Origin of the sequence: Pseudomonas sp. UV AK001, assembly GCF_046097675.1 — a bacterium.
In the GTDB taxonomy this organism is placed as follows: Bacteria; Pseudomonadota; Gammaproteobacteria; order Pseudomonadales; family Pseudomonadaceae; genus Aquipseudomonas; species Aquipseudomonas kribbensis.
Genome location: NZ_JBJUVZ010000009.1, coordinates 60685 through 81480, shown reverse-complemented (window position 1 = coordinate 81480; position 20796 = coordinate 60685). Strand labels below are relative to the sequence as shown.

The following is a 20796-nucleotide window of genomic DNA, read 5'->3' as shown; positions in this document are numbered from 1 at the left end:
CACATTTCCATACCTCAGCGGTGCAGCACGTACTGCCCGCTGAAGGTCACTGCATCCTCATCGCTGCCTGCATTGACGATCCGCGTCTGCAGGGTCAGTCGAGCCCGTCCGTAACGCTGATACATCGCCAGGAATTTCTTCCACACAGCCGCACTCGGCGCCGGGCAAATCGCGATGGCATCGCCGGTCACCGGCAGCGGATAACTGATCTGTCCTTCCTGAATGACGATGTGTCCGTCGTCGATGCCTTCTTCCTTCAAGCGCAGATGCAGCCAGCCCCAGCCAGCCAGCACCGCGCCGCAATACAGACTGCCGCCGAACATGGTGCTCTTGTGGTTGACGTTGGCCTCCAGCGGCAAGTGCAGACGCAGTTGCTGTTCCTGCCAGTCGAGGACTTTGAGGCCCATGTCCCGGGTCAGCGGGATGTCGTGATGGAGGACGGATTCCAGATAATGACTGTCGTGCTTCATTCGGATTCGTCTCCATGGTTGCTGCTGTCGGCGAAGTTCAGACCGTGCTTGCGCAGTTTGTCGTGCAGGGTCTTGCGCGGAATACCCAGGGCTTCGGCGAGACTGCGCACCGAGCTGTGCGAACGGGCCAGTTCGGCGGCAATCAAGGACTTCTCGAAATGTTCCACCTGTTCACTGAGGCCACCGCTGGTGACCTCGATGGTCGCGCTGCTGCCGTCGGGCTGAGTGTTATCCAGCGCCAGTTCCAGGCCGAGGGCGAAACGCTCCGCTGCGTTCTGCAATTCCCGCACATTGCCCGGCCATGTGTGACGCAGCAGCAATGCCCGTTGCGCCGGTTGCAGTTCATGGGGTGGCAGGCCGTGGCGAGCGCTGGCTTCATCGGCATAGTGCTGGAACAGCACCAGCGCGTCTTCGCCGCGTTCACGCAGTGGCGGGATGCGCAGTGGCGCGACGTTGAGGCGGTAATACAAGTCCGCCCGGAACCGCCCTTGATCGGCGGCCTGGCGCAGGTCTTCCTTGGTCGCGGCGATGACGCGGATGTCCAGCGGGATCAATTGATTGCCGCCCAGCCTTTCGACGACTCGCTCCTGCAGCATGCGCAGCAGTTTGACCTGCACATCCATGCTCATGCTTTCGATTTCATCGAGGAACAACGTGCCGCCATTGGCGAATTCGAACTTGCCGATCCGGCGTTTTTGCGCGCCGGTGAATGCGCCGGGCTCGTGGCCGAACAGTTCGCTTTCCACGACCGATTCGGCCAGCGCTCCGGCGTTGATCGCCACGAACGGACCGTTGCGCCGGCTCGACAGGTCGTGCAAGGCCCGGGCGACGACTTCCTTGCCGGCGCCGGTTTCGCCGAGGATCAGAACGTCAGCCTTGGTCGCGGCCAGTGCACCGATCTGTTCGCGCAGACGTGCCATCGGGGCCGAGTGGCCGACCAGTCGGGCACTCAGTTCGTTGCGGTCACTCAGGGCCATGCGCAGGCTGCGGTTGTCCAGCACCAGACGGCGTAGGGCCAATGCGCGGCGCACGCTGTCGAGCAGGGCGTCGCTGGCGAAGGGTTTTTCCAGGAAATCGTAGGCGCCGGCACGCATGGCCTGGACGGCCAACGGCACGTCGCCATGGCCAGTGATCAGCAGCACGGGCAGCTCGGGATCCTGAGCGTGAAGTTCATGGAGCAACTCAAGACCATCCATGCCGGGCATACGAATGTCGCTGACTACCACCCCTGGCCAGTCATGCTCCAGTTGGGCGGCCAGCCCCTTGGCTTCGGACAGCGGAAGGATTTTCAGGCCGGCCAGATCCAGCGTCTGGCCGAGGGCCTGACGCAGGTGTGGATCGTCGTCGATCAGCACCACCTGAATGCGGTTGTCGATGGTCATGCACTTCGATCCTCGGACGGTTGCAGGCTGACCCCGGGCGCGCCGGCGCGCAGCCGCAGGGTGATCAAGGCGCCACCTTGCTTGTGGTTGGCGAACGACAGTTCACCGCCGAAGGCGCGCATCAGGGTTTCGCAAATGGCCAACCCCAGACCAAGACCCTGAGTACGGGTCTTGGTGGTGTAAAACGGTTCGCTGGCCCGGCCCAGCGCTTCCATGCAGAAACCCGGGCCGTTGTCGCGAATGTACAGATTGACGCCCTCGCCGGTGGATTCGGCACTCAGCCACAGTTTGCGCGGCGGGCCTTTCTCGGTCAGGGCATCGAGGGCGTTGGCCAACAGATTGCCGAGGACCTGGCGCAGGCGGGTTTCCCCGGCCTCGACCCACAAGGTTGCGGCGGGCAGGTCGCGGATCAGCTCGACGTCCATGCTCCGGCGACGTTTGGCCAGCAACGCCAGCGCATCGTCCAGTGCCGGTTGCAGGGCCACGCTTTCCGGGGCGTGACGATCGCGGCGGGCGAAGGCGCGCAGGTGGGCGATGATCGACGCCATGCGCCCGGTCAGTTCGCTGATCAGCTTGAGGTTGCCGCGAGCGTCGTCGGTGCGCTGATGGTCCAGAAGCACTTCGGCGTTTTCCGCGTAACTGCGAATTGCTGCCAGCGGTTGATTGAGCTCGTGGCTGATGCTCGCCGACATGGTGCCCAGCGCAGACAGCTTGCCGGCCTGCACCAGATCGTCCTGGGCGCGCACCAGTTCCTGTTGGGCCTGTTCGCGCTCCAGCACTTCCTGTTTCAGACGCCGGTTGAGTCCTTCCAGATCGCTGGTGCGTTCGGCGACCCGGCCTTCAAGTTCCCTTCGCGCCTTGGCTTCGAAAGCGATCCGTTCCAGGTAATGGCGGCGGCGCTGCATCATCAGGCCCAGCAACAGCATCACCACCAGCAAGGTCGCGCCGCCGACGGCCACCACGGTCCGTACCGGGCGATCGATCAGGGTACGCGGCGCCAGAATGCTGACGCTCCAGCCGGTTTCCTCGATCTCACGCGTCTGGGTCAGCCAGGCTGTCGAGCTGAGATTCAGCGGACGCGGTGAGCGGGTCGGATAGGGCTGAATGGCGGTGATCGCCGAACGTTCGTCGTCATTCAGCGGACGGGTCGAACGGAATCGCCACTCCGGGCGCGACGTAAGGATGACCACGCCATTGTGATCGGTCACCAACAGTTGTTCCGGGGTTTTGCCCCACAGACTTTCGGTGTGGTCGAGATCGACCTTGATCACCAGTACGCCGATGATTTTCTCGCCGCTGCGCACGGCCGCCGCAAAGAAGTAGCCGCGTTTGGCAGAGGTGGTGCCAAGGCCGAAGAAGCGGCCCAGACGCCCGGCCATGGCTTCGCTGAAGTAAGGCCGGAACGAGAAATTGCGCCCGACGAAACTGTCGTGCTTGTCCCAGTTCGAGGCCGCGAGCGTCTTGCCGGAGGTGTCCATCAGGTACATGACTTCGGCACCGGTCTGGGCGGCGATGTTTTTCAGCAGGCGATTGGCGTTGCCCTGGGTGACGCCGTCGTCCGGCGCACCGATGATCGCCCGCAGGGCCGGCAGGTCCCCGAGGATCTGTGGCAGCACTTCGTAGCGATGCAGGGTGCCCAGCAGGTTGGCGACGTAGAGGTCGAGCGTCTGGCGGTTCTGCCCGATCAGTTCGCTGCGGTAATAGCGCTCGGCCAGATGTTGCAGCGGCCACAGCAGCGGGGCCAGGCACAGGGCCAGCAGGGCGAGGCTGCGCCAGCGGGGGCGGCGGGGTAGGGTCGGAGTCATGAGCATCGAGCGCCTGTGGATACAGGCGCATTATGCCTAGGCTTGGGGCACTTCAGGAAAAGACGTCGGCGTCCTTGAGCAGTGCACCCACCTGATCCTTGGCCGACAGTTTCGGCTCTTCGTTCAACTGCCAGTCGATACCCAGATCCGGGTCGTTCCAGCGAATGCTGCGCTCGGCCGACGGGGTGTAATAGTTGGTGGTCTTGTAGAGGAATTCGGCGAACTCGCTCAGCACCACGAAACCATGGGCGAAGCCTTCCGGCACCCACAGCTGACGGTGGTTGTCGGCAGACAGACGTACAGCTACCCATTTGCCGAAGTGCGGTGAGCTGCGACGGATATCGACGGCCACGTCGAGCACTTCACCGGCCGTGACGCGGACCAGCTTGCCCTGGGTGTTTTCCAGCTGGTAGTGCAAACCGCGCAGGACGCCTTTTTGCGAACGGGAGTGGTTGTCCTGAACAAATTGTGTATCCAGGCCGGTCGCGTCCTGAAAAGCCTTGGCGTTGAAGCTTTCGTAAAAGAAACCGCGCTCGTCACCAAATACCTTGGGTTCGATGATCAGAACATCGGGCAGGTCGGTGGTGATTACATTCATGAAAATTTTCCAGTGGCTGGTGTGGATGGCCGACATTCTTGCGCAAAGTGCCGGTGGGCGCGAGTGCAGACTTGCAAATACGCCCGGCGCGCACGGCACGGGGGACGGATGGTCGGGGGGTTGCTTATCACCCGAAGCAGTGGCGATATAGGCGCCTAATAAAATTTCAGGGGTCGTTCCATGTCGTTCGCCACGTTGATTCACCGCGCCAGTCTTCCAGGCCCACAGGTCACTGCTGAGCAGGCCTTGCAGGTTCTGTCGCAGCATTACGGGCTGGACGGCACGTTGCAGGCACTGGGCAGTCAGCAGGACCTCAACTATCGCGTGGACAGTGAGCGTGGACGATTCGTGCTGAAGATCTGCCGGGGCGACTATTCACTGGTGGAGTTGCAGGCCCAGCACGCCGGCCTGAAGTATCTGGCCGAACATTGCGATGTCCACGTTCCCCGGGTCATCCCGGCCAATGACGGCCAGGATCTGTTGTCGCTGGAGATCGGCGGTGAAGCGGTGCACGTGCGGCTGCTCGACTACATCGAAGGTCAGCCGCTGACCGCGCTCGATCATCTTGGCCACGAAGTCGTCGCCGGATTCGGTCGGCTCTGCGGCGAAATGGACCTGGCCCTGGCCGGGTTCGACCACCCGGGGCTCGAACGCACCTTGCAGTGGGATGCACGCCACGCCAGTGCCTTGATCGAGCATCTGCTGCCGGTGATCGAGGATCAGCACCAGCGCGCACTGATCGCCGAGGCCGCCAAACAGGCCGGGCGCCGTCTGCAACCGTTGCTGGAAAAGCTGCCGGTGCAGGCGATCCATATGGACATCACCGACGACAACGTGGTCTGGCAGCGTGATGCCCGACGGCACTGGCAGTTGCAGGGCGTCATCGATTTCGGTGATCTGGTGCGCACCTGGCGCATCACCGATCTGTCGGTCACCTGCGCAGCGTTGCTGCATCATGCCGGGGGCGATCCGTTCGTGATCCTGCCGGCGGTGCAGGCCTATCACTCGGTCAATCCGCTGCAACACGAAGAACTGTTGGCGCTGTGGCCGCTGATCGTGGCGCGGGCGGCGGTGCTGGTGCTCAGTGGCGAGCAACAGGTCAGCATCGATCCGGGCAATACCTACAGCCGCGACAACCTTACTCATGAGTGGGAAATCTTCCGGGTCGCCACGTCGGTGCCGCCGGCATTGATGGAGGCGGCGATTCTCTCGGCGGTCGGGCAGGCATTGCCGGCCATCGACAGCGAAGGCTTCGCGCCGTTGTTGCCTGGTCTGGTCGGGCGCGAGTTTGCGCTGATTGATCTGGGTGTATTGAGCGCGCATTTCGAGGCCGGCAACTGGGAACAGCCAGGTATTGATCAGCGCCTGTTGAATGAAGCCGCCGCGATCCATGGTCTGGCTGCCAGTCGATACGGGCAATACCGTTTGTCCCGCACCCGGCCTGACAGCGCCGATGAGCCCGAGACGTTCCCGCTGCACGTCGAGTTGCGCGTGCCTCAGGGTACGACGGTGGAGGCGCCGTTTGCGGGCGTGCTGCACCCGTCGAGCGACGGCGCACTGCGACTCGACGGCCCGCAACTGAGCCTGCGTCTGCGGGGCGTGACGCCGTCGTTGCATGACGGCGCGGCGCTGGTCAAAGGCCAGGTACTGGGTTCGGTGGAAGGTCCGCTGATCGTGCAATTGATTCGCGATGTGCGCCTTGAGGCTCCGCTGTTCTGTACGCCGACCCGCGCGCCGGCGTGGCAGGCGCTGTCCCCATCGCCGGCAGCACTGCTGGGCCTGGCCTGCGACGCCGAGCCGGAGCTGGACGCGAAAACCCTGCTGGCCCGTCGTGACGCCAGTTTCGCCCGCACTCAAAAACATTATTACGTCGACCCGCCACGTATCGAACGCGGCTGGCGCAATCACCTGATCGACATGCAGGGCCGCTCCTACCTCGACATGCTCAACAACGTCGCGGTGCTCGGGCATGGTCACCCGCGCATGGCGGCGGTTGCGAGCCGGCAGTGGTCGCTGCTTAACACCAACTCGCGGTTCAACTATGCGGCGGTTGCGGAGTTTTCCGAACGTCTGCTGAAACTGGCGCCGGAAGGCATGGATCGGGTGTTCCTGGTCAACAGCGGCAGCGAGGCCAATGATCTGGCGATTCGCCTGGCCTGGGCCTACAGCGGCGGGCGCGACATGCTCAGTGTGCTGGAGGCCTATCACGGCTGGACGGTCGGTGCGGACGCGGTATCGACGTCGATTGCCGATAACCCGCAGGCCCTGAGCAGCCGTCCGGACTGGGTGCACCCGGTGACTGCGCCGAACATCTATCGCGGCGAATTCCGTGGCCTCGATTCGGCGCCGGACTACATGCGCAGCGTTGAACACAACCTGGCCAAAATTGACGAACAGAAACGCCAACTGGCCGGGTTCATCTGCGAGCCGGTCTACGGTAATGCGGGCGGGATTTCGCTGCCGCCGGGCTACCTGAAAAAAGTCTATGAACTGGTGCGCGCCCGGGGCGGGGTGTGCATCGCCGACGAGGTGCAGGTCGGCTATGGGCGCATGGGCCACTTCTTCTGGGGCTTCGAAGAACAAGGCGTGGTGCCGGACATCATCACCATGGCCAAAGGCATGGGCAATGGCCAGCCACTCGGCGCGGTGATCACCCGCCGGGAAATCGCCGAAGCGCTGGAAGCCGAGGGTTACTTCTTCTCGTCCGCCGGTGGCAGCCCGGTGAGTTGCCAGATCGGCATGGCGGTGCTCGATGTCATGGAAGAAGAAAAGCTCTGGGAAAACGCCCAGGTCGTCGGCGGTCACTTCAAACAGCGGCTGGAGGCGTTGATCGATAAACATCCGCTGGTCGGCGCGGTGCATGGCTCGGGGTTCTATCTGGGGGTCGAACTGATCCGCAATCGGCAGACCCTGGAGCCGGCAACCGAAGAAACCACGCTGCTGTGCGATCGCCTGCGGGAGCTGGGGATCTTCATGCAGCCGACCGGCGATGACCTGAACATCCTCAAGATCAAACCGCCGATGGTCACCTCGCGCCAGAGTGTGGATTTCTTTGTCGACATGCTGTCGAAGGTGCTGGAAGAAGGCCTCTGAGCCTGTGGCAATCCGATTAATACCGATTTCTATCGGTATTAATCGGCAAAAACAAAACTCGGTATTTGTTTTTAGCTTTTAAAGTCGATATTTATCGTTTATAAAGTCGCCATCGTCCGTCGTCCAAACCTGTTCGGCGCGTTGAACAACCTCGACCGTTCCCTGGAGTCCTGATCGACATGACCACCTTGAAAAGTACCCCACGCGCCGATGGCTTCTACATGCCGGCCGAATGGGCGCCGCAGACCCAGACCTGGATGATCTGGCCCGAGCGTCCGGACAACTGGCGTCTGGGCGGCAAGCCGGCGCAGGCCGCACACGCTGCTGTGGCCAAGGCCATCGCGCGTTTCGAACCGGTGACCGTGGCGGTCTCCGCCGGCCAGTACGAAAACGCTCGCGCGCGCCTCGATGTACCGAATATCCGCGTGGTCGAGATGTCCAGCGATGACGCCTGGGTCCGCGACAGCGGCCCGACCTTCGTGATCAACAACAGCGGTGAAGTGCGCGGTGTGAACTGGGACTTCAACGCCTGGGGCGGCTTTGACGGCGGCCTGTATTCGCCGTGGAACCGCGATTCCCAGGTCGGCGGCAAGATCCTCGAAATCGAGCGCAGCCCGCGCTACCGCACCGAAGGCTTCGTGCTCGAAGGCGGCTCGATTCATGTCGACGGCGAAGGCACGCTGATCACCACCGAAGAATGCCTGCTCAACCGCAATCGCAACCCGCACCTGAACCGCGAAGAAATCGAAGCGGTGCTGCGCGACAACCTGTCGGTGGACAAGATCATCTGGCTGCCGGATGGCCTGTTCAACGACGAAACCGACGGCCATGTGGATAACTTCTGCTGCTACGTGCGTCCGGGCGAAGTGCTGCTGGCGTGGACCGACGATCCGCAGGATCCGAACTACCCGCGCTGCCAGGCCGCGATGAAAGTGCTGGAAAGCAGCACCGACGCCAAGGGCCGCCCGTTCACGGTGCACAAGATGCCGATCCCGGGGCCGCTGTTTGCCACCGAAGAGGAATGCGCGGGCGTGGACCCGGTGGACGGCACTCAGGAGCGCAATCCGAGCGTGCGTCTGGCCGGTTCCTACGTGAACTTCCTGATCGTCAACGGCGGCATCATCGCGCCAAGCTTCGACGACCCGATGGACGCTCCGGCCCGGGAGATTCTGCAGAAGCTGTTCCCGCAACACGAAGTGGTGATGGTGCCGGGCCGCGAACTGTTACTGGGGGGCGGCAACATTCACTGCCTTACCCAACAGCAGCCCGCGCCGCACAAAGAGTGAGTGCGGATGTAACAGCTTGAGTTGATTGGAAAATCGACCGGGCAGTCATTTGTTGCCCACGCTTGAAGAGAAACCCGCAGCCCGTCAGGACTGCGGGTTTCTTTATGTCCGCTGGTCGACAATTTGATTACGTTGGCATAGCTCTTGTATCGCTCATGACGCACTAGGGAGGGGGGAGAACTTCAACAGTTCTGTCATAAACCTTGGATAACGTAGCCGCTCACGAACGGGGAGAGAGCGCTGAAATGAACGCCGAAGTGAACGTAATCAGCGAGCGGACGTTGCATCCCATGGCTGTAAATAGTGAGTCGCTCCAGATTGTCGCGCACTGGTTGAAGTCCAATGGAACGCGTCAGATCAGGGAACCTGATCCGCGCCGGATGATGATCGAGCGTTACCCCGCTGGCCTGTTCAGCGAGGCCGAACTGGACGCACTTTGGGATGTGATGGAAGGATAAGAAGAACAAACAAGGATTGTAAAAAGCGCTGCCGGGATGGCAGCGCTTTTTTTATGGGCGCGAATCAGAAGCTGTAGGTGCCGGTCATGACCAGGCTGCGCGGCGCGCCCGGCTGGATCTGGAAGGCACTGGTGGCCGAAGCGTAATACTCGCGGTCGGTGATGTTGTTCAGTGCTGCACGCAGGTCCCAGTCCTTGTGGCGGTAGCCGACCAGCGCGTCCCAGCGCCCGTAGCCCGGCAACACGGTGGTGTTGGCGTTGTCGGCGTAACGCTGGCCGACCAGAGTCAGGCCGGTTTCGCCGTACCAGCCCATCTCGGGTTTCCAGGTCAGGAACAGACTGCCGTTGTGCTTGGCGACGTTGTTGACACGTTTGCCTTCCAGGCCATTGTTGTCCTTCTCAATGGTCGCGTCCTGTACACCAACGCCGCCGCGCACGTACCAGTTGCCGACGATCTTGCCGGTGCCGGTCAGTTCGATCCCGCGTGAACGTTGCAGGCCGCTGAGTACGGTCAGAGTCGGGTCGTTTGGATCGGTGGTGCGGCGGTTGTAGAGCTCCAGCTCGTAGATCGCCAGGGTGGTGCTCAGGCGATCGTCGAGCCAGTCGCTCTTGACCCCGATTTCCTTCTGCTTGGTCAGTTCCGGGCTCAGGTCATTGGTGTTGCCGGCCGCACCCGGAGTGATGCCGATCAGACCGCCGCCGACTGGCGAAAACGTCTTGGTCCACGACGCGTAGAACGAGTGATTCTGCAACGGCGTCCAGACCACGCCGAAACGCGGGCTGGTGCTGTGGCTGTCGCGGTCTTCGGAAATGTTGCGCAGCTTGTTGGTCGACTCGATATCGAAAGTGTCGTAGCGCAGGCCGGCCAGCAGTTGCCATTGATCGTTCAGGCGCAGTTGATCCTGAACGTAGATGGCGCGGCTTTCGACTTCAGTGTGGCTGCTGCTCGACACCTGCATGCGCCCGGTGTGGCGCAGGTCGCGGTTGGGGTTGTACAGGTCCAGCGACGGCACCGGTTGGGTGCCACGGCCGGTTGCCGCGTTGTAAAGCGTCGGGTCCCGACGCTGGCTGCCGGTTTCAATCCCGGTCAGCAGACGATGTTCGAGGCCGAAGGTATCGAATCCGCCTTCCAGTTCGACGTTGTTGTAGACGTTGCGGGTGGTCAGGTCCTGTTGCCAGTGCTGGCGGGTGACCTTGTTGGTTTTCGCGTCGAAGCCAGTGAGGTAGGTGTTGTCGAAATCGCTGTCGAGCTTGAACACACCGAGGGTGTGGCGCAGTTGCCAGTTGTCGTTGAGTTCATAGCTGAGTCGGGAACGCAGGGATTGCGTCTTGTCGTCGATGAAGTCGTGATCGTTGCCGTAGGTCGTGTCCCGGCCGACATCCGCCGGACGTCCACCGACCCCGGGAATGCCGCGATCCGGTGTGCGGTTGTAGCGGCTGTATTCGTATTGCACCAGCCAGTTCAGGTCAGGCGTGAGCTGCCAGCTCATCGATGGCGCGAACAGTTTGCGGTTGCCGCTGACGCCGTCGCGGAAGCTGTTTTCGTCCATGTTGCCCATGTTCAGACGCAGGCTGATGTTTTCGCTCGGGTTGGCGCTGAGGTCGGCGTACAGGCTGCGCAGATCTTCGCTGCCGCCCTGGGCCTCGATGGTCGAGCGGCGGCCGAACTCGGGTGCCTTGCTCACACGGTTGACGATCCCGCCCTGGCTGCCGCGGCCGTACAGCACAGCGGCCGGGCCTTTGAGTACCTCAACGCGTTCGATGTTGTGCAGATCGCGCTTGTACTGGCTGTCGTCGCGGATGCCGTCCAGATAGAAGTCGTTGCTGGCGTCGAAACCACGGATGCGCAGGCTGTCGAAGCGCGTGTCGCCGCCACCGCTGACGTTGGGAATCCCGCTCAGGGCGTCTTCGATGTCATTGATGCCGTAATCCGCGACGTGGGCGGTCTTGATCGAGTCAATCGCCTGCGGCACGTAGCGCACCGGGGTGGACGTGCGGGTCGCGGTGTTGCTGACTTTTACGCGCGGGTCGTCGATCTGCGTTTCGGCGCTGATGGAAGTAGCGGGAAGCTCAGTCGCGGAGTAAGCGAAACCGGAGGACAAAAAGGCGGAAAGCCCAAGCGTGACGGGCGTGAGACGGAACGGGGCAGGCATTGAAAAGCGCATCCGAAAGGGTGGAAGAATTCGAGCGCGCGAATGGTAATGCTTTGCATTTGCTTCCGTTAATTATTCTGGAAAAGTTCCGTAGTTTGATTGTGTCAATTTGTTTCTGGTTTGTATCTGAGTGGATAACGACTGCATTCGACCGATTGCCGAAACAGACTGAAAGCCATTCCGGCGTTTTTCCGCAACGGCCAAGGGACTAACGTGGCTGCCATCGATTTCCCGGAGTTTTCAGATGATCCTTCACTACATTTACGACCCTCTGTGTGGCTGGTGCTACGGCGCCAAACCGCTGGTTCAGGCCGCACAGCAAGTGCTGCCGGTGATCGCCCACGCGGGCGGCATGATGACCGGTGCCAACCGCCAGAGCGTTTCACCGCAACTGCGCAATTACGTGATGCCTCACGACCGGCGCATTGCCGAGTACACCGGACAGCCGTTTGGCGAAGCCTATTTCGAAGGCTTGTTGCGTGATCACACGGCGGTATTTGATTCCGCTCCGCCGATTGCTGCTGTCATGGCAGCAGAAAACATCGATGGGCGTGGTCTGGAACTGCTGGGCCGTTTGCAAACCGCACACTATGTAGAAGGCCGGCGAATTGCCGATGAGGCCGTCCTCGTGGAGTGCGCGGTAGAGATGGGCTACGAGGCAGACACGTTCCTCAGAACCCTGAAAGCGACTGACACCGATCAACACATCAAGAACAGCCGCGCATTGTTGGCGAAACTCGGCGGCCAGGGCTTTCCGACCTTTGCGCTGGAACAGGGCGGCCAGTTCACCCTGATCGATATCGGCCCGTGGCTCGGCAAACCGCAGGCGTTTGCACAATGGTTGAGCGATTCGATTCCGTCGGCACCCGACGCGCAAGCCTTGCCGGTCTGTGGCCTCGACGGTTGTGTGTGACCCGGCATCAAATCCCTGACTACAGGCATTTCCCCGCACGTAGCTTTCGAAAAATTTACTTTTATTAGACGATTTTTGCCTATTTAAAGACGATTCTTGAAATTGACACATTGTTCAGGGCGCGGCTACGATTCGGCCCAACGCCTGTGGCTAACCGCCATGACTCAAAATCAGGAGCAGGCCCGCCATGACATTGTCTTGAGCGGGCCTTTTTGTTTCGGGGTGAATAAAAGAGTGCATCAAGCGCCGTTTCAGCCGTTCGACACAGCGCGTTTCAACCCGTAATAAGGAAAACAAAATGTTGAACAAGCGGATCAGTCTGATCGCATTGGGGATGTTGAGCGCCACTCAGGCCATGGCTAACGACCAGGCCGAGTCCAAGGGTTTTGTGGAAGACAGCAGCCTGAAAGTGCTGCTGCGCAATGCCTACATCAATCGTGACTACAAAGACGGTATTCAGGACAAGGCCGAGTGGGGCCAGGCGGCCATCGGTACGTTCTCGTCCGGTTTCACCCAGGGCACTGTCGGTGTGGGTGTGGACGCATTCGGTCTGTACGCACTGCGTCTGGACGGCGGCAAGGGCCGCAGCGGCGCTGGCGGTATCGACTTCTTCAAGCAGGGTGACAGCGGCAACGCGGCTGACGACCTGTCCAAGGGTGGCGCAGCGGTGAAATTCCGTCTGTCCAGCACCACCCTGACCTACGGCGACCAGATGCCGGCCCTGCCGGTGCTGAACTACGACAACTCGCGTCTGCTGCCGGAAAGCTACACCGGTACCTTGATCACCTCCAAAGAGATCAAGGGCCTGCAACTGGATGCCGGTCGTTTCACCGCGGAATCGCGCAAAAGCGCTGAAGGCCGTGACAGCGGTGGTCTGAAGTCGATCAACGTATTGGGCGGTAGCTACCAGTTCACCGAACAGTTCAAGGCTGCGCTGTACGCGTCCGACGTCGAAGACGTGATGAAGAAGCAGTACGTGAACGCCAACTACGTGTTCCCGATCGACAAGGATCAGTCCCTGACCCTGGACTTCAACGGCTATCGCACCAAGCTGGACAAGTCTTACGCCGAACTCAAAAACTCCGGCGGCCAGGACAACAAGATCTGGAGCCTGGCAGCGACCTTCGCCACTGGCCCGCACTCGTTCACCGTGGCTCACCAGCGCAGCACCGGCGACAGCAACCTGGGTTATCCGTACGGCGGCTATCAGAACGCCGGTGCACGTCAGGGTGATGGCGGCAACACCATCTACCTGGCCAACTCCTACTGGTCGGACTTCAACGCTGAAGACGAGCGCAGCTGGCAGTTGGGCTACGGCCTGGACTTCGGCGCATTCGGTGTGCCGGGCCTGAGCTACAACTTCGCTTACGTGCGTGGCGACAACATCACCACAGACACCAGCACCGGTGGCACCGAGCGTGAAATCTTCAACCAGTTCAAGTACGTCGTGCAAAGCGGCCCGGCCAAAGACCTGAGCGTGAAGGTGCGCAGCTCGATCCTGCGCGTGTCGCAGAAGTCCAGCGACTACAACGTCGGTGGCAACGAAGTGCGTGTATTCGTGGATTACCCGATCAACGTCTTCTGATGATCGGCTGAACCCGCGAAACGCGATAAAAGACCCCGACTGGTTCGGGGTTTTTTTTTGACGGTTTTTCTGAAAAAAGCATAAAAACCCGTGTTTTTGTCATTTGAAATGCACTTTCAGGCCGTTTCAAATCGCGTTTCAAACAGGGCTTTAAATGCCTGAAATTCTTTCTCATGGACGCAAATTCTCCACCTAATAGATTAGGCCGCTCAATGCAGCGGAGAATTTGGTAATGATCGTTTTAACCAGAGAAGTGGGCGAATCGCTACGGCGCGACAAGTACGCCAACGTGCAGGGTGCTGACTTCAATCTCTACGGTCATTTCGCCGACTTCGTCAGACTGACCAAAAGTTGGGAAAACATGGAGCCTGACAGTTACTACGGTCAGGCCGAAGCCGGCATGCGTTACCGTCGTTACAGCGACTTTGAATACAACCCCAAGACGCGCGAACTGAAGCAACTGGAACATCGCGCGTACGTGCAGTCCAAGGAGAACAACGCCTATGTGGGCGGTGTGGTGCGACACTTCCAGGACTTCTCGGACGAAGTCATCGAATCGCCGGTGATGCGCAGCCTGATTGACACCGATTTCGAAGTGTACAAAAGCGTGTTGCCGGAAGAGTTGCACGATGAAATCTGGCAATGCCAGATCCATCAGATCCGCATCGAGATCAAACCGGGCAAACAACTGGAAATCACGCCGGAAGGTATTCACTGCGACGGTTATCCGTTCAGCGGTGTGCACTTCTGGGGTCGCAACAATGTCGAGGGCGCCGAAAGTCGTCTGTACGACATTCACGAGCAGCAATTGGCGTCGACCACTTACCAGGAAATCCTCGACACCACTTACTTCCTCGACCGCGACATGCGCCACTACGTGACACCGGCGCGCAACACCCACTCCCATGCCATGGCGTATCGGCAGATTCTGGCGATTTCCTTCTCGCGGCCCGGGACCGCTTTCGACATTGTTCGCTAATCAGATCACCCAAATAGACGGCGTCGAATGCTCGACGCCGGTGGTGCTGCGGCGCGCGACGGCCAAGGACGCGCAGCGCATGGAGCGTTTCTTCCGCCAGTTCGACGAAGTGTCGTTCTGCGAATGGCAGGACGCCAAATGCCTGCGCGGTGTGCTGATCCAGAAAACCACCACAGCCTATCTCGCCTTCGATGTTGAAGGCGAAATCGTCGGCGCGGTGCTGGGCGGCATGCTCGGCAGTCGCGGCACCATCAACCATCTGGCGGTCAGCCTGCGCTATCGCAGCCAGGGCGTCGGCCAGCGACTGGTGGAAGCAGCGTCGGCCGACATGAAACGGGTCGGTGTGCTGCGGATGTTCCTGTTCGTCGATGATGCTAACCTCGCGGGCAAGCGCTTCTGGACTGCCCAGGGTTTCTGCGAACCTCACGGCGAACGGACATTTGAGAGGGATCTATGAATGAAACATCCGGCAGTGCGCCGCTGATGGTCGACCGTCAGCCGTCGCGCACGTTTGCCGAAGCCAGCCCGGTGGTGGCCGGTTATTTCACCGTATCGTTTGTGTTCGGGCTGATGGCGGTCAACGCCGGGCTGCCGCTGTGGCTGCCGGTGGCAATGTGTCTGTTCGTGTATGCCGGGGCTTCGCAGTTCGCGGCGCTGGCGCTGATCAGCAGCGGGGCGTCGCTGACCACCATCGTGTTGACCACGTTTCTGATCAACGCGCGGCACATGCTGATGTCGGTCTACATGGCGAAGGCCCTGCGGGCGCTGGGCCTGAGCCGCATGGAGCGCTGGTGCTATGCCGGCGGCCTGACCGATGAATCGTTCGCCTTCCACAGCGTCAAGCTGGGCACCGGGGCGCCGGTGAACATCCGTTATCTGATCGGCTTCAACCTGTTCTGCCACACCTCCTGGGTGATCGGCGGATTGCTCGGCGCCCTGTGCGCGCAGTACGCGTCGCACCTGATCAAATACCAGCTCGACTACGCATTGACCGCGATGATGCTCTACGTGCTGGTCTCGCTGTGCAACACCCGCAACAAACTCATCGCCGCCCTGGCCGCGGTGGTCTGCATGGGTGCGCTGAGTCTGGTTGGCAGCTCGCCGTTCAACGTTTTCATCGCCACGTTTGTGGGCTGCGGAGTGGGTGTATGCCTGACCAAACGTTCCTGATTCTGGTGGTCGCGCTGATGATGGCCGTGACCTTTCTGCCTCGGGCGCTACCGTTGCAGGTCAACACCGAGCACTGGCCGCCCTTCGTCGCCCGGGCGCTGGAATACCTGCCGGTGGCGATCGTCGCTGCGATCAGCCTGACACCCTTGTTGATCAAGGATCAGCACATACAACTCGATCGCCCGGAATTCTATGCAGCGATTCCGACGCTGTTATGTGCGTATTTCAGCAAAAACCTCTTTCTCAGTGTGGCGGTTGGGACGGCTGCGTACATTGCGCTCGGCTCGTTCATGTAGCGGCAGATCGACCACGTCGTTCAACGCCTGGCCGGACAGATCCGGATTGTTCACCGCCAGGCGCACTTCGAGGAAATCCTCGAACCCGGGGAAAATCGTCAGGCCGTTCTTCTGCGCGGCCTCGCGTGAGACCATGCCGACGGCGTCCATCTGCGTGATGAGCGACAGGGTCAGCGTTTCGCTGCAGGAATAAATCGTCCGCTGACTGTTCTCGTGATTGCCCAGCCCGGCGTCGAGAAAACGCAAAAAGCTGTGGGAATACGGGCAATCTTCTGCAGGACGTACCTGAAACTTGTTGCCAAGCAACGTCAGCGGATCGTTCTCCTGACCGCAGTGCGCGCCGACCACCTGCACCTGCACATCAGGCAGGACAATGCTCGGCAAGCCCGGACGCTGCGGGCCGATCAGCACCGCGAGGTCGAAGTCTTCGTTCTTCAGCTTGCTGAGGTTTTCCATCGACTCGGCGTAGCTGAATTCCATCTGGTAGTCGGGGAACACATCGATCAGGCGTCCGATCAGTCGCCGGTTGAAATCCGGGTCCAGCGTGGTGTTCAACGCCACTTTCAACGTGCGCTGTCCCGGCACCTTCAACGCTTCGACTTTCTCTTCCATCTGCCGCGTGGCTATCAGCACCCGATCCATATAAGGCGTCAGCTCGGTGCCTTGCGGCGTCAGCGTCAGGCCCTTGTTGGAACGGCGAAACAAGCGGAAACCGAACTGTTCTTCGACCTTGTTCAACTGCGCGGCCAGGGCCTGCACTGTCAGGCACGAATGCTCGGCTGCGGCCGACAACGAGCCGGTCTGCACGATGCGCATGAGGTTGCGTAAGGTTCTGCTATCCATGGGTAATGCCCTCTGAAGTGGGCTGGGTATTGTTGTGTACGTGACGGCCTGAACGGCTCCATTTGCCGGCTATATTCCTGTACCTGAGCATAGTTGTCGCGCAATTAGTAGCGAATTGATGTCCCCGCCGATGGCTGGAGGCTGACACAGGATCGGGGTTTTTGGTGACGCGGGGGTGATTGGGGTCAAAAAAAGTGCACGGTTTGGGTGCGTTTGGGCGGGTTCATCAAGAGAAACGACTGACAGGGTTCACACGTTATGCCTGCACGGTGAGCAGATTCATCTCAGGGAAATTGGCGATTGGGCTGATAGCGGACCTTTGTCAAAGCGGATGAAATGGCAGTGAGTTACGACGGTGAGGCCCCGTATATCAACTTCACATTGACCCAAAACGAATCCCCTGACCACAATGCAGAGGTAGCGCCGATGTAGCTACAAAATCACAATGAGGTAATTGAAATGGGTGCACTACTGAAAACCACCGATGTGCGTTGCCGCATTGATGAGGATTTGAAGGCGCGTGCCACTGAGGTTTTGAACGCTTGCGGGCTCAGTATTAGTGATGCCATGCGTCTGTTTCTCCGTCAGGTCGTTGCGACCCAAGGCTTGCCCTTTGAGGTGCGCGTCCCTTCAGAGAAGACCGCCCGCGCGATGATGGAAGCACGAGATATTCGCCAGCGTTTCGACTCGATAGACGAGATGCTGAGGGCTGCCGATGGCGAAACCGGAGAAAAGGCAAAAACGCGCTGAACGGCCTAAGCAGGCTTCACAAACGTCCGAGTTCAAGAAGTCCTGGGATCGTTACGAGCGTGCCGGGCGTCGAGATATGAATGAAGTTCGTAAGGTGATGGTCATGTTGTTTTTGGGCGAACAGTTGCCTGCGGAGTATGTGGATCATGCACTGAACGGTGATTGGTCTGGATTTCGCGAGTGTCACATCGGCGGTGACTTTTTGATGATTTACGAAAACACACGCCCAGATTTAATCACCTTCGTCGACTTGGGTACTCACTCTGAACTGTTCAAATAGCGCGCACAAAAAAGCCGACATCACTGTCGGCTTTTTTGTTGAGGTCGCTCGATATTGTGCTCCCTCAGCAGGGGAGAAGAGGTCTCACCCGAACGCTGATTTTCAGGTCATCAACGGGGTTCCTAACGCCGGCTATCGCCACCTGATGGCAGCCGGTTTCGCGCTCTTGAGGGGATTCTCTGTTACTGAACTTCGGCTTGTCAATTCATTACACCACCTCACAAATGAAGTACCTCACCCCTACTTTTTCCCCTCCTGGCTCACGCCTAAATTGAGCTCCAACACCTGACCTCATCCCGAAGGCAGGTCACTGGAGTTGTCGTCATGCCATTTGTCAGCGTACGCATCACCCGCGACGGTGTTACCCGTGAGCAGAAAGCTCAGGTGATCGCCGAAATCACTGAAACCCTGGAACGCGTCCTCAACAAACGCCCGGACCTGACCCACATCGTGATCGAAGAAGTCGACACCGATAACTGGGGCTACGCCGGCATCACCACCACCGAATACCGCCGGCAACTGGCGGAGCGGAATCAGTCCTGACCGCGCCCGCTGTCTTGTCGATCACCATCAATCTGTTGAGGATTTCATCATGAGCCACTCGAAAAAAACCGTCGTTATCACTGGCGCCTCCCAAGGTCTGGGCGAAGGCATGGTCAAGGCCTTCCGTGAACTGGGCTACAACATCGTCGCCACTTCGCGCTCGATCAAACCGTCGAATGACCCACAGATCCTGACCATCGCTGGTGACATCGGCGACCCGGCCACCGCACAGCGCGTCATCAGCGAAGGCATGGCACGCTTCGGCCGCATCGACACCCTTGTCAACAACGCTGGCATCTTCGTCGCCAAACCGTTCACCGCCTACACCCCGGAAGACTACGCCGCGGTGCTGTCGGTCAACCTCAACGGCTTCTTCTACATCACCCAACTGGCCATCGCCGAAATGGAAAAACAGAGCAAGGGCCACGTGGTCAACATCACCACCAGCCTGACCGACCACGCGGTAGACGGCGTACCCTCGGTCCTTGCGTCACTGACCAAGGGCGGCCTCAACGCCGCCACCAAATCATTGGCCATCGAATACGCCAAACGCGGAATCCGGGTGAACGCAGTGTCGCCGGGCATCATCAAAACGCCGATGCATGGCGAAGAAACCCACGCGGCACTGGGGGCGCTGCATCCGGTTGGGCACATGGGCGAAATCGACGATATTGCGCAGGCGGTGGTGTATCTGGATAACGCGAATTTTGTGACTGGTGAGATTCTGCATGTGGATGGTGGGCAGAGCGCCGGGCACTGATTGATGCGGGAACACAAAGCCCTTGCAGAGATGCGAGGGCTTTTTTGTGGGCGACGGTTTATGGATCCGGACTCAGGACTTTGACTGCGTCATCGACCAGCGCTTTGCTCAACTCCTGCAAGTATTGCGAAGCGCAGGCGTGGAGTTCCGGGTCGTTGGCGGCAGAAGTATCTGACGTGAGCAGTTTGGAAATGTGGAGCAGATGCGAGGCGTGGGAGAGAGCCGTGACGACCGGGACGCCAGGGTTGGTGCGGAAGAGGGCGTGGTTGGAGTGGAAGAAGAAATGGGTAAGGCCGAGGGTTTTCAGATCGTGGGAATTGGTCATGGCTTCACCTACCGTTTGCTGGTTGGTGGAAAGGGCAGACTTTGGACGGATCGATGCTAATCATTTGTGAAACTCCCTGTATCAAATGAGCGCTGCCAATTCGTTATCAGGCGAATGGGTGGCAGCTATGCGCAGGCTGATAAACCGGAGATACAGGAACCCGGCAGACCCGAAAGTCTCCCACGCACAGCCGCCATTACACGGAATTGCAGGCATTAAAAAGCGCCGGCAAACGTGGATTGGGGCGCTGGTGCGCCTGTATCTTACGCGGGTTATCAGGCCCGGTCGCTGAATTGGCAGCGACGGGTTTGACGGTAGCGTGGGAGAGGGGAGAGCGCAATCGTGGCCAGGTGGTGGCGGGGAGGCCAATAAGCTCGCATGCAACACTTATGTTGCATGAGTAACAAATATGTTGCACGGTCGCTCTAGCGAAGTGGCGAGTGATGCGCGAGAGCAACATCGAATTTCGGTATGCAGTTGGACCCATGAGAGGAAACGTGATGTTCGAATATGCGTTGGAAGTCCACGAGGAGCCGAGCAGTGTCTGGTTGTCCTGCGCAGAAATTCCAGAGATGCACGCCGCAGGTGACACCCTCGAAGAAGCGCTCGACGGCGCTATTGATGCTATGGAAACGGCATTGTCGATCTACGTTGATGATCGCCGGTTGATTCCGACAGGTGATGTGGGAGGGCAGGAAAGTGACGCGGTATTGCGTCTGCCTGCACTGACTGCTGCGAAGGTTGGGCTCTGGAATACACTTTTGGAGTCTGGAGTCAGCAAGGCTGAACTTGCACGTCGCTTGGGGGTGCAACGACCCCAGGTAGATCGGTTAGTCGATTTCCTTCATCACTCCAAGATCGAGAATGTCGAGCGTGCGTTGCAGCAACTCGGGCGGCGAATTTTGCTTTCGGTTGAGGCTGCTTAGGATTGGAGAAAAGCCCCCGACAGCGATTGCTGTCGGGGGCTTTTCATTTGGTGCGGAAACAACAAAGCCCCTGCATTTCTGCAGAGGCTTCGTCTTGTATGGTGCCGGCACCAGGAATCGAACCCGGGACCTACTGATTACAAGTCAGTTGCTCTACCATCTGAGCTATACCGGCGTGTGGG

The 20796-nt window shown here is 59.8% G+C and carries 21 protein-coding genes and 1 tRNA gene; 14 read left to right on the top strand and 8 right to left on the bottom strand.

Features of this window, described 5'->3' with window-relative positions:
- Window positions 1–14 precede the first annotated feature (14 nt).
- From ACKLNA_RS22670 to rfbC, 4 genes are read right to left on the bottom strand one after another with little or no spacing between them, the layout of a single operon-like run.
- The gene (locus ACKLNA_RS22670; protein WP_408987158.1) at window positions 15–470 is read right to left on the bottom strand and encodes a YiiD C-terminal domain-containing protein; all 456 of its coding nucleotides are present in this window, start codon (window positions 468–470) and stop codon (window positions 15–17) included.
- Window positions 467–1852, bottom strand: coding sequence for a sigma-54-dependent transcriptional regulator (locus tag ACKLNA_RS22665; RefSeq protein ID WP_408987157.1), 1386 nt, complete (start codon window positions 1850–1852; stop codon window positions 467–469). The genes ACKLNA_RS22670 and ACKLNA_RS22665 overlap by 4 nt, the downstream gene beginning before the upstream one ends.
- Window positions 1849–3657 (bottom strand): ATP-binding protein, encoded by a 1809-nt coding sequence (locus ACKLNA_RS22660; protein WP_408987156.1) that lies wholly within the window; start codon window positions 3655–3657, stop codon window positions 1849–1851. The genes ACKLNA_RS22665 and ACKLNA_RS22660 overlap by 4 nt, the downstream gene beginning before the upstream one ends.
- Before the next feature lie 52 nt (window positions 3658–3709).
- Window positions 3710–4255, bottom strand: coding sequence for a dTDP-4-dehydrorhamnose 3,5-epimerase (gene rfbC / locus ACKLNA_RS22655; RefSeq protein ID WP_408987155.1), 546 nt, complete (start codon window positions 4253–4255; stop codon window positions 3710–3712).
- 180 nt (window positions 4256–4435) lie between these two features.
- Here rfbC and ACKLNA_RS22650 point away from each other — a divergent pair, with 180 nt between their 5' ends.
- The 3 genes from ACKLNA_RS22650 (at window position 4436) to ACKLNA_RS22640 (ending at window position 9092) form a co-directional block, all read left to right on the top strand.
- Window positions 4436–7348, top strand: coding sequence for an aminotransferase (locus tag ACKLNA_RS22650; RefSeq protein ID WP_408987154.1), 2913 nt, complete (start codon window positions 4436–4438; stop codon window positions 7346–7348).
- A 179-nt stretch (window positions 7349–7527) separates the two neighbouring features.
- Window positions 7528–8634 carry an agmatine deiminase gene (gene aguA / locus ACKLNA_RS22645; protein ID WP_114881031.1) on the top strand — a complete coding sequence of 369 codons (1107 nt, stop codon included), beginning with the start codon at window positions 7528–7530 and terminating at the stop codon, window positions 8632–8634.
- A gap of 245 nt (window positions 8635–8879) precedes the next feature.
- On the top strand, window positions 8880–9092 hold the full coding sequence (locus ACKLNA_RS22640) for a hypothetical protein (protein WP_065257771.1): 213 nt from the start codon (window positions 8880–8882) through the stop codon (window positions 9090–9092).
- Between the two features lie 64 nt (window positions 9093–9156).
- Here the strand turns inward: ACKLNA_RS22640 and ACKLNA_RS22635 are convergent, their stop codons facing one another.
- Window positions 9157–11244 (bottom strand): TonB-dependent receptor, encoded by a 2088-nt coding sequence (locus ACKLNA_RS22635; RefSeq protein WP_408987153.1) that lies wholly within the window; start codon window positions 11242–11244, stop codon window positions 9157–9159.
- A gap of 244 nt (window positions 11245–11488) precedes the next feature.
- On the opposite strand from ACKLNA_RS22635, the gene ACKLNA_RS22630 reads away from it, so the two are divergent.
- The 6 genes from ACKLNA_RS22630 (at window position 11489) to ACKLNA_RS22605 (ending at window position 16187) form a co-directional block, all read left to right on the top strand.
- Window positions 11489–12157, top strand: coding sequence for a DsbA family protein (locus ACKLNA_RS22630; protein ID WP_408987152.1), 669 nt, complete (start codon window positions 11489–11491; stop codon window positions 12155–12157).
- Window positions 12158–12455: 298 nt separating this feature from the next.
- Window positions 12456–13742: an OprD family porin gene (locus ACKLNA_RS22625; protein ID WP_114881034.1), complete on the top strand. Its 1287-nt coding sequence runs from the start codon at window positions 12456–12458 to the stop codon at window positions 13740–13742.
- 232 nt (window positions 13743–13974) lie between these two features.
- Window positions 13975–14721 (top strand): 2OG-Fe dioxygenase family protein, encoded by a 747-nt coding sequence (locus tag ACKLNA_RS22620; RefSeq protein ID WP_114881035.1) that lies wholly within the window; start codon window positions 13975–13977, stop codon window positions 14719–14721.
- Window positions 14722–14800: 79 nt separating this feature from the next.
- The gene (locus ACKLNA_RS22615) at window positions 14801–15178 is read left to right on the top strand and encodes a GNAT family N-acetyltransferase (RefSeq protein ID WP_007952618.1); all 378 of its coding nucleotides are present in this window, start codon (window positions 14801–14803) and stop codon (window positions 15176–15178) included.
- Window positions 15175–15891 (top strand): AzlC family ABC transporter permease, encoded by a 717-nt coding sequence (locus ACKLNA_RS22610; protein WP_085608636.1) that lies wholly within the window; start codon window positions 15175–15177, stop codon window positions 15889–15891. The genes ACKLNA_RS22615 and ACKLNA_RS22610 overlap by 4 nt, the downstream gene beginning before the upstream one ends.
- Window positions 15870–16187 carry an AzlD domain-containing protein gene (locus tag ACKLNA_RS22605; RefSeq protein WP_007952614.1) on the top strand — a complete coding sequence of 106 codons (318 nt, stop codon included), beginning with the start codon at window positions 15870–15872 and terminating at the stop codon, window positions 16185–16187. Before ACKLNA_RS22610 ends, ACKLNA_RS22605 begins: the two co-directional genes overlap by 22 nt.
- Here the strand turns inward: ACKLNA_RS22605 and ACKLNA_RS22600 are convergent.
- Window positions 16104–17030, bottom strand: coding sequence for a LysR family transcriptional regulator (locus ACKLNA_RS22600; protein ID WP_115076202.1), 927 nt, complete (start codon window positions 17028–17030; stop codon window positions 16104–16106). The genes ACKLNA_RS22605 and ACKLNA_RS22600 overlap by 84 nt on opposite strands.
- Before the next feature lie 459 nt (window positions 17031–17489).
- On the opposite strand from ACKLNA_RS22600, the gene ACKLNA_RS22595 reads away from it, so the two are divergent.
- The 4 genes from ACKLNA_RS22595 to ACKLNA_RS22580 all read left to right on the top strand — a co-directional run bounded on the left by ACKLNA_RS22595 (window position 17490) and on the right by ACKLNA_RS22580 (window position 19363).
- Window positions 17490–17780 carry a type II toxin-antitoxin system RelB/DinJ family antitoxin gene (locus ACKLNA_RS22595; protein ID WP_408987151.1) on the top strand — a complete coding sequence of 97 codons (291 nt, stop codon included), beginning with the start codon at window positions 17490–17492 and terminating at the stop codon, window positions 17778–17780.
- Window positions 17746–18060: a type II toxin-antitoxin system YafQ family toxin gene (locus ACKLNA_RS22590; protein ID WP_119428637.1), complete on the top strand. Its 315-nt coding sequence runs from the start codon at window positions 17746–17748 to the stop codon at window positions 18058–18060. The genes ACKLNA_RS22595 and ACKLNA_RS22590 overlap by 35 nt, the downstream gene beginning before the upstream one ends.
- Window positions 18061–18384: 324 nt before the next feature.
- Entirely contained in the window at window positions 18385–18603 is a 219-nt protein-coding gene (locus ACKLNA_RS22585) for a 4-oxalocrotonate tautomerase family protein (protein ID WP_065257763.1), read from the top strand.
- 49 nt (window positions 18604–18652) lie between these two features.
- The gene (locus tag ACKLNA_RS22580) at window positions 18653–19363 is read left to right on the top strand and encodes an SDR family NAD(P)-dependent oxidoreductase (RefSeq protein WP_408987150.1); all 711 of its coding nucleotides are present in this window, start codon (window positions 18653–18655) and stop codon (window positions 19361–19363) included.
- Window positions 19364–19421: 58 nt separating this feature from the next.
- On the opposite strand, the gene ACKLNA_RS22575 is transcribed toward ACKLNA_RS22580, so the two are convergent.
- Complete coding sequence (locus tag ACKLNA_RS22575; protein ID WP_408987149.1) at window positions 19422–19688, bottom strand: DUF3077 domain-containing protein; 267 nt, start codon at window positions 19686–19688, stop codon at window positions 19422–19424.
- A 500-nt stretch (window positions 19689–20188) separates the two neighbouring features.
- On the opposite strand from ACKLNA_RS22575, the gene ACKLNA_RS22570 reads away from it, so the two are divergent.
- Window positions 20189–20614: a type II toxin-antitoxin system HicB family antitoxin gene (locus ACKLNA_RS22570; RefSeq protein WP_408987250.1), complete on the top strand. Its 426-nt coding sequence runs from the start codon at window positions 20189–20191 to the stop codon at window positions 20612–20614.
- A gap of 99 nt (window positions 20615–20713) precedes the next feature.
- On the opposite strand, the gene ACKLNA_RS22565 is transcribed toward ACKLNA_RS22570, so the two are convergent.
- Window positions 20714–20789: transfer RNA gene (locus tag ACKLNA_RS22565), tRNA-Thr, on the bottom strand.
- Between the last annotated feature and the right edge of the window lie 7 nt (window positions 20790–20796).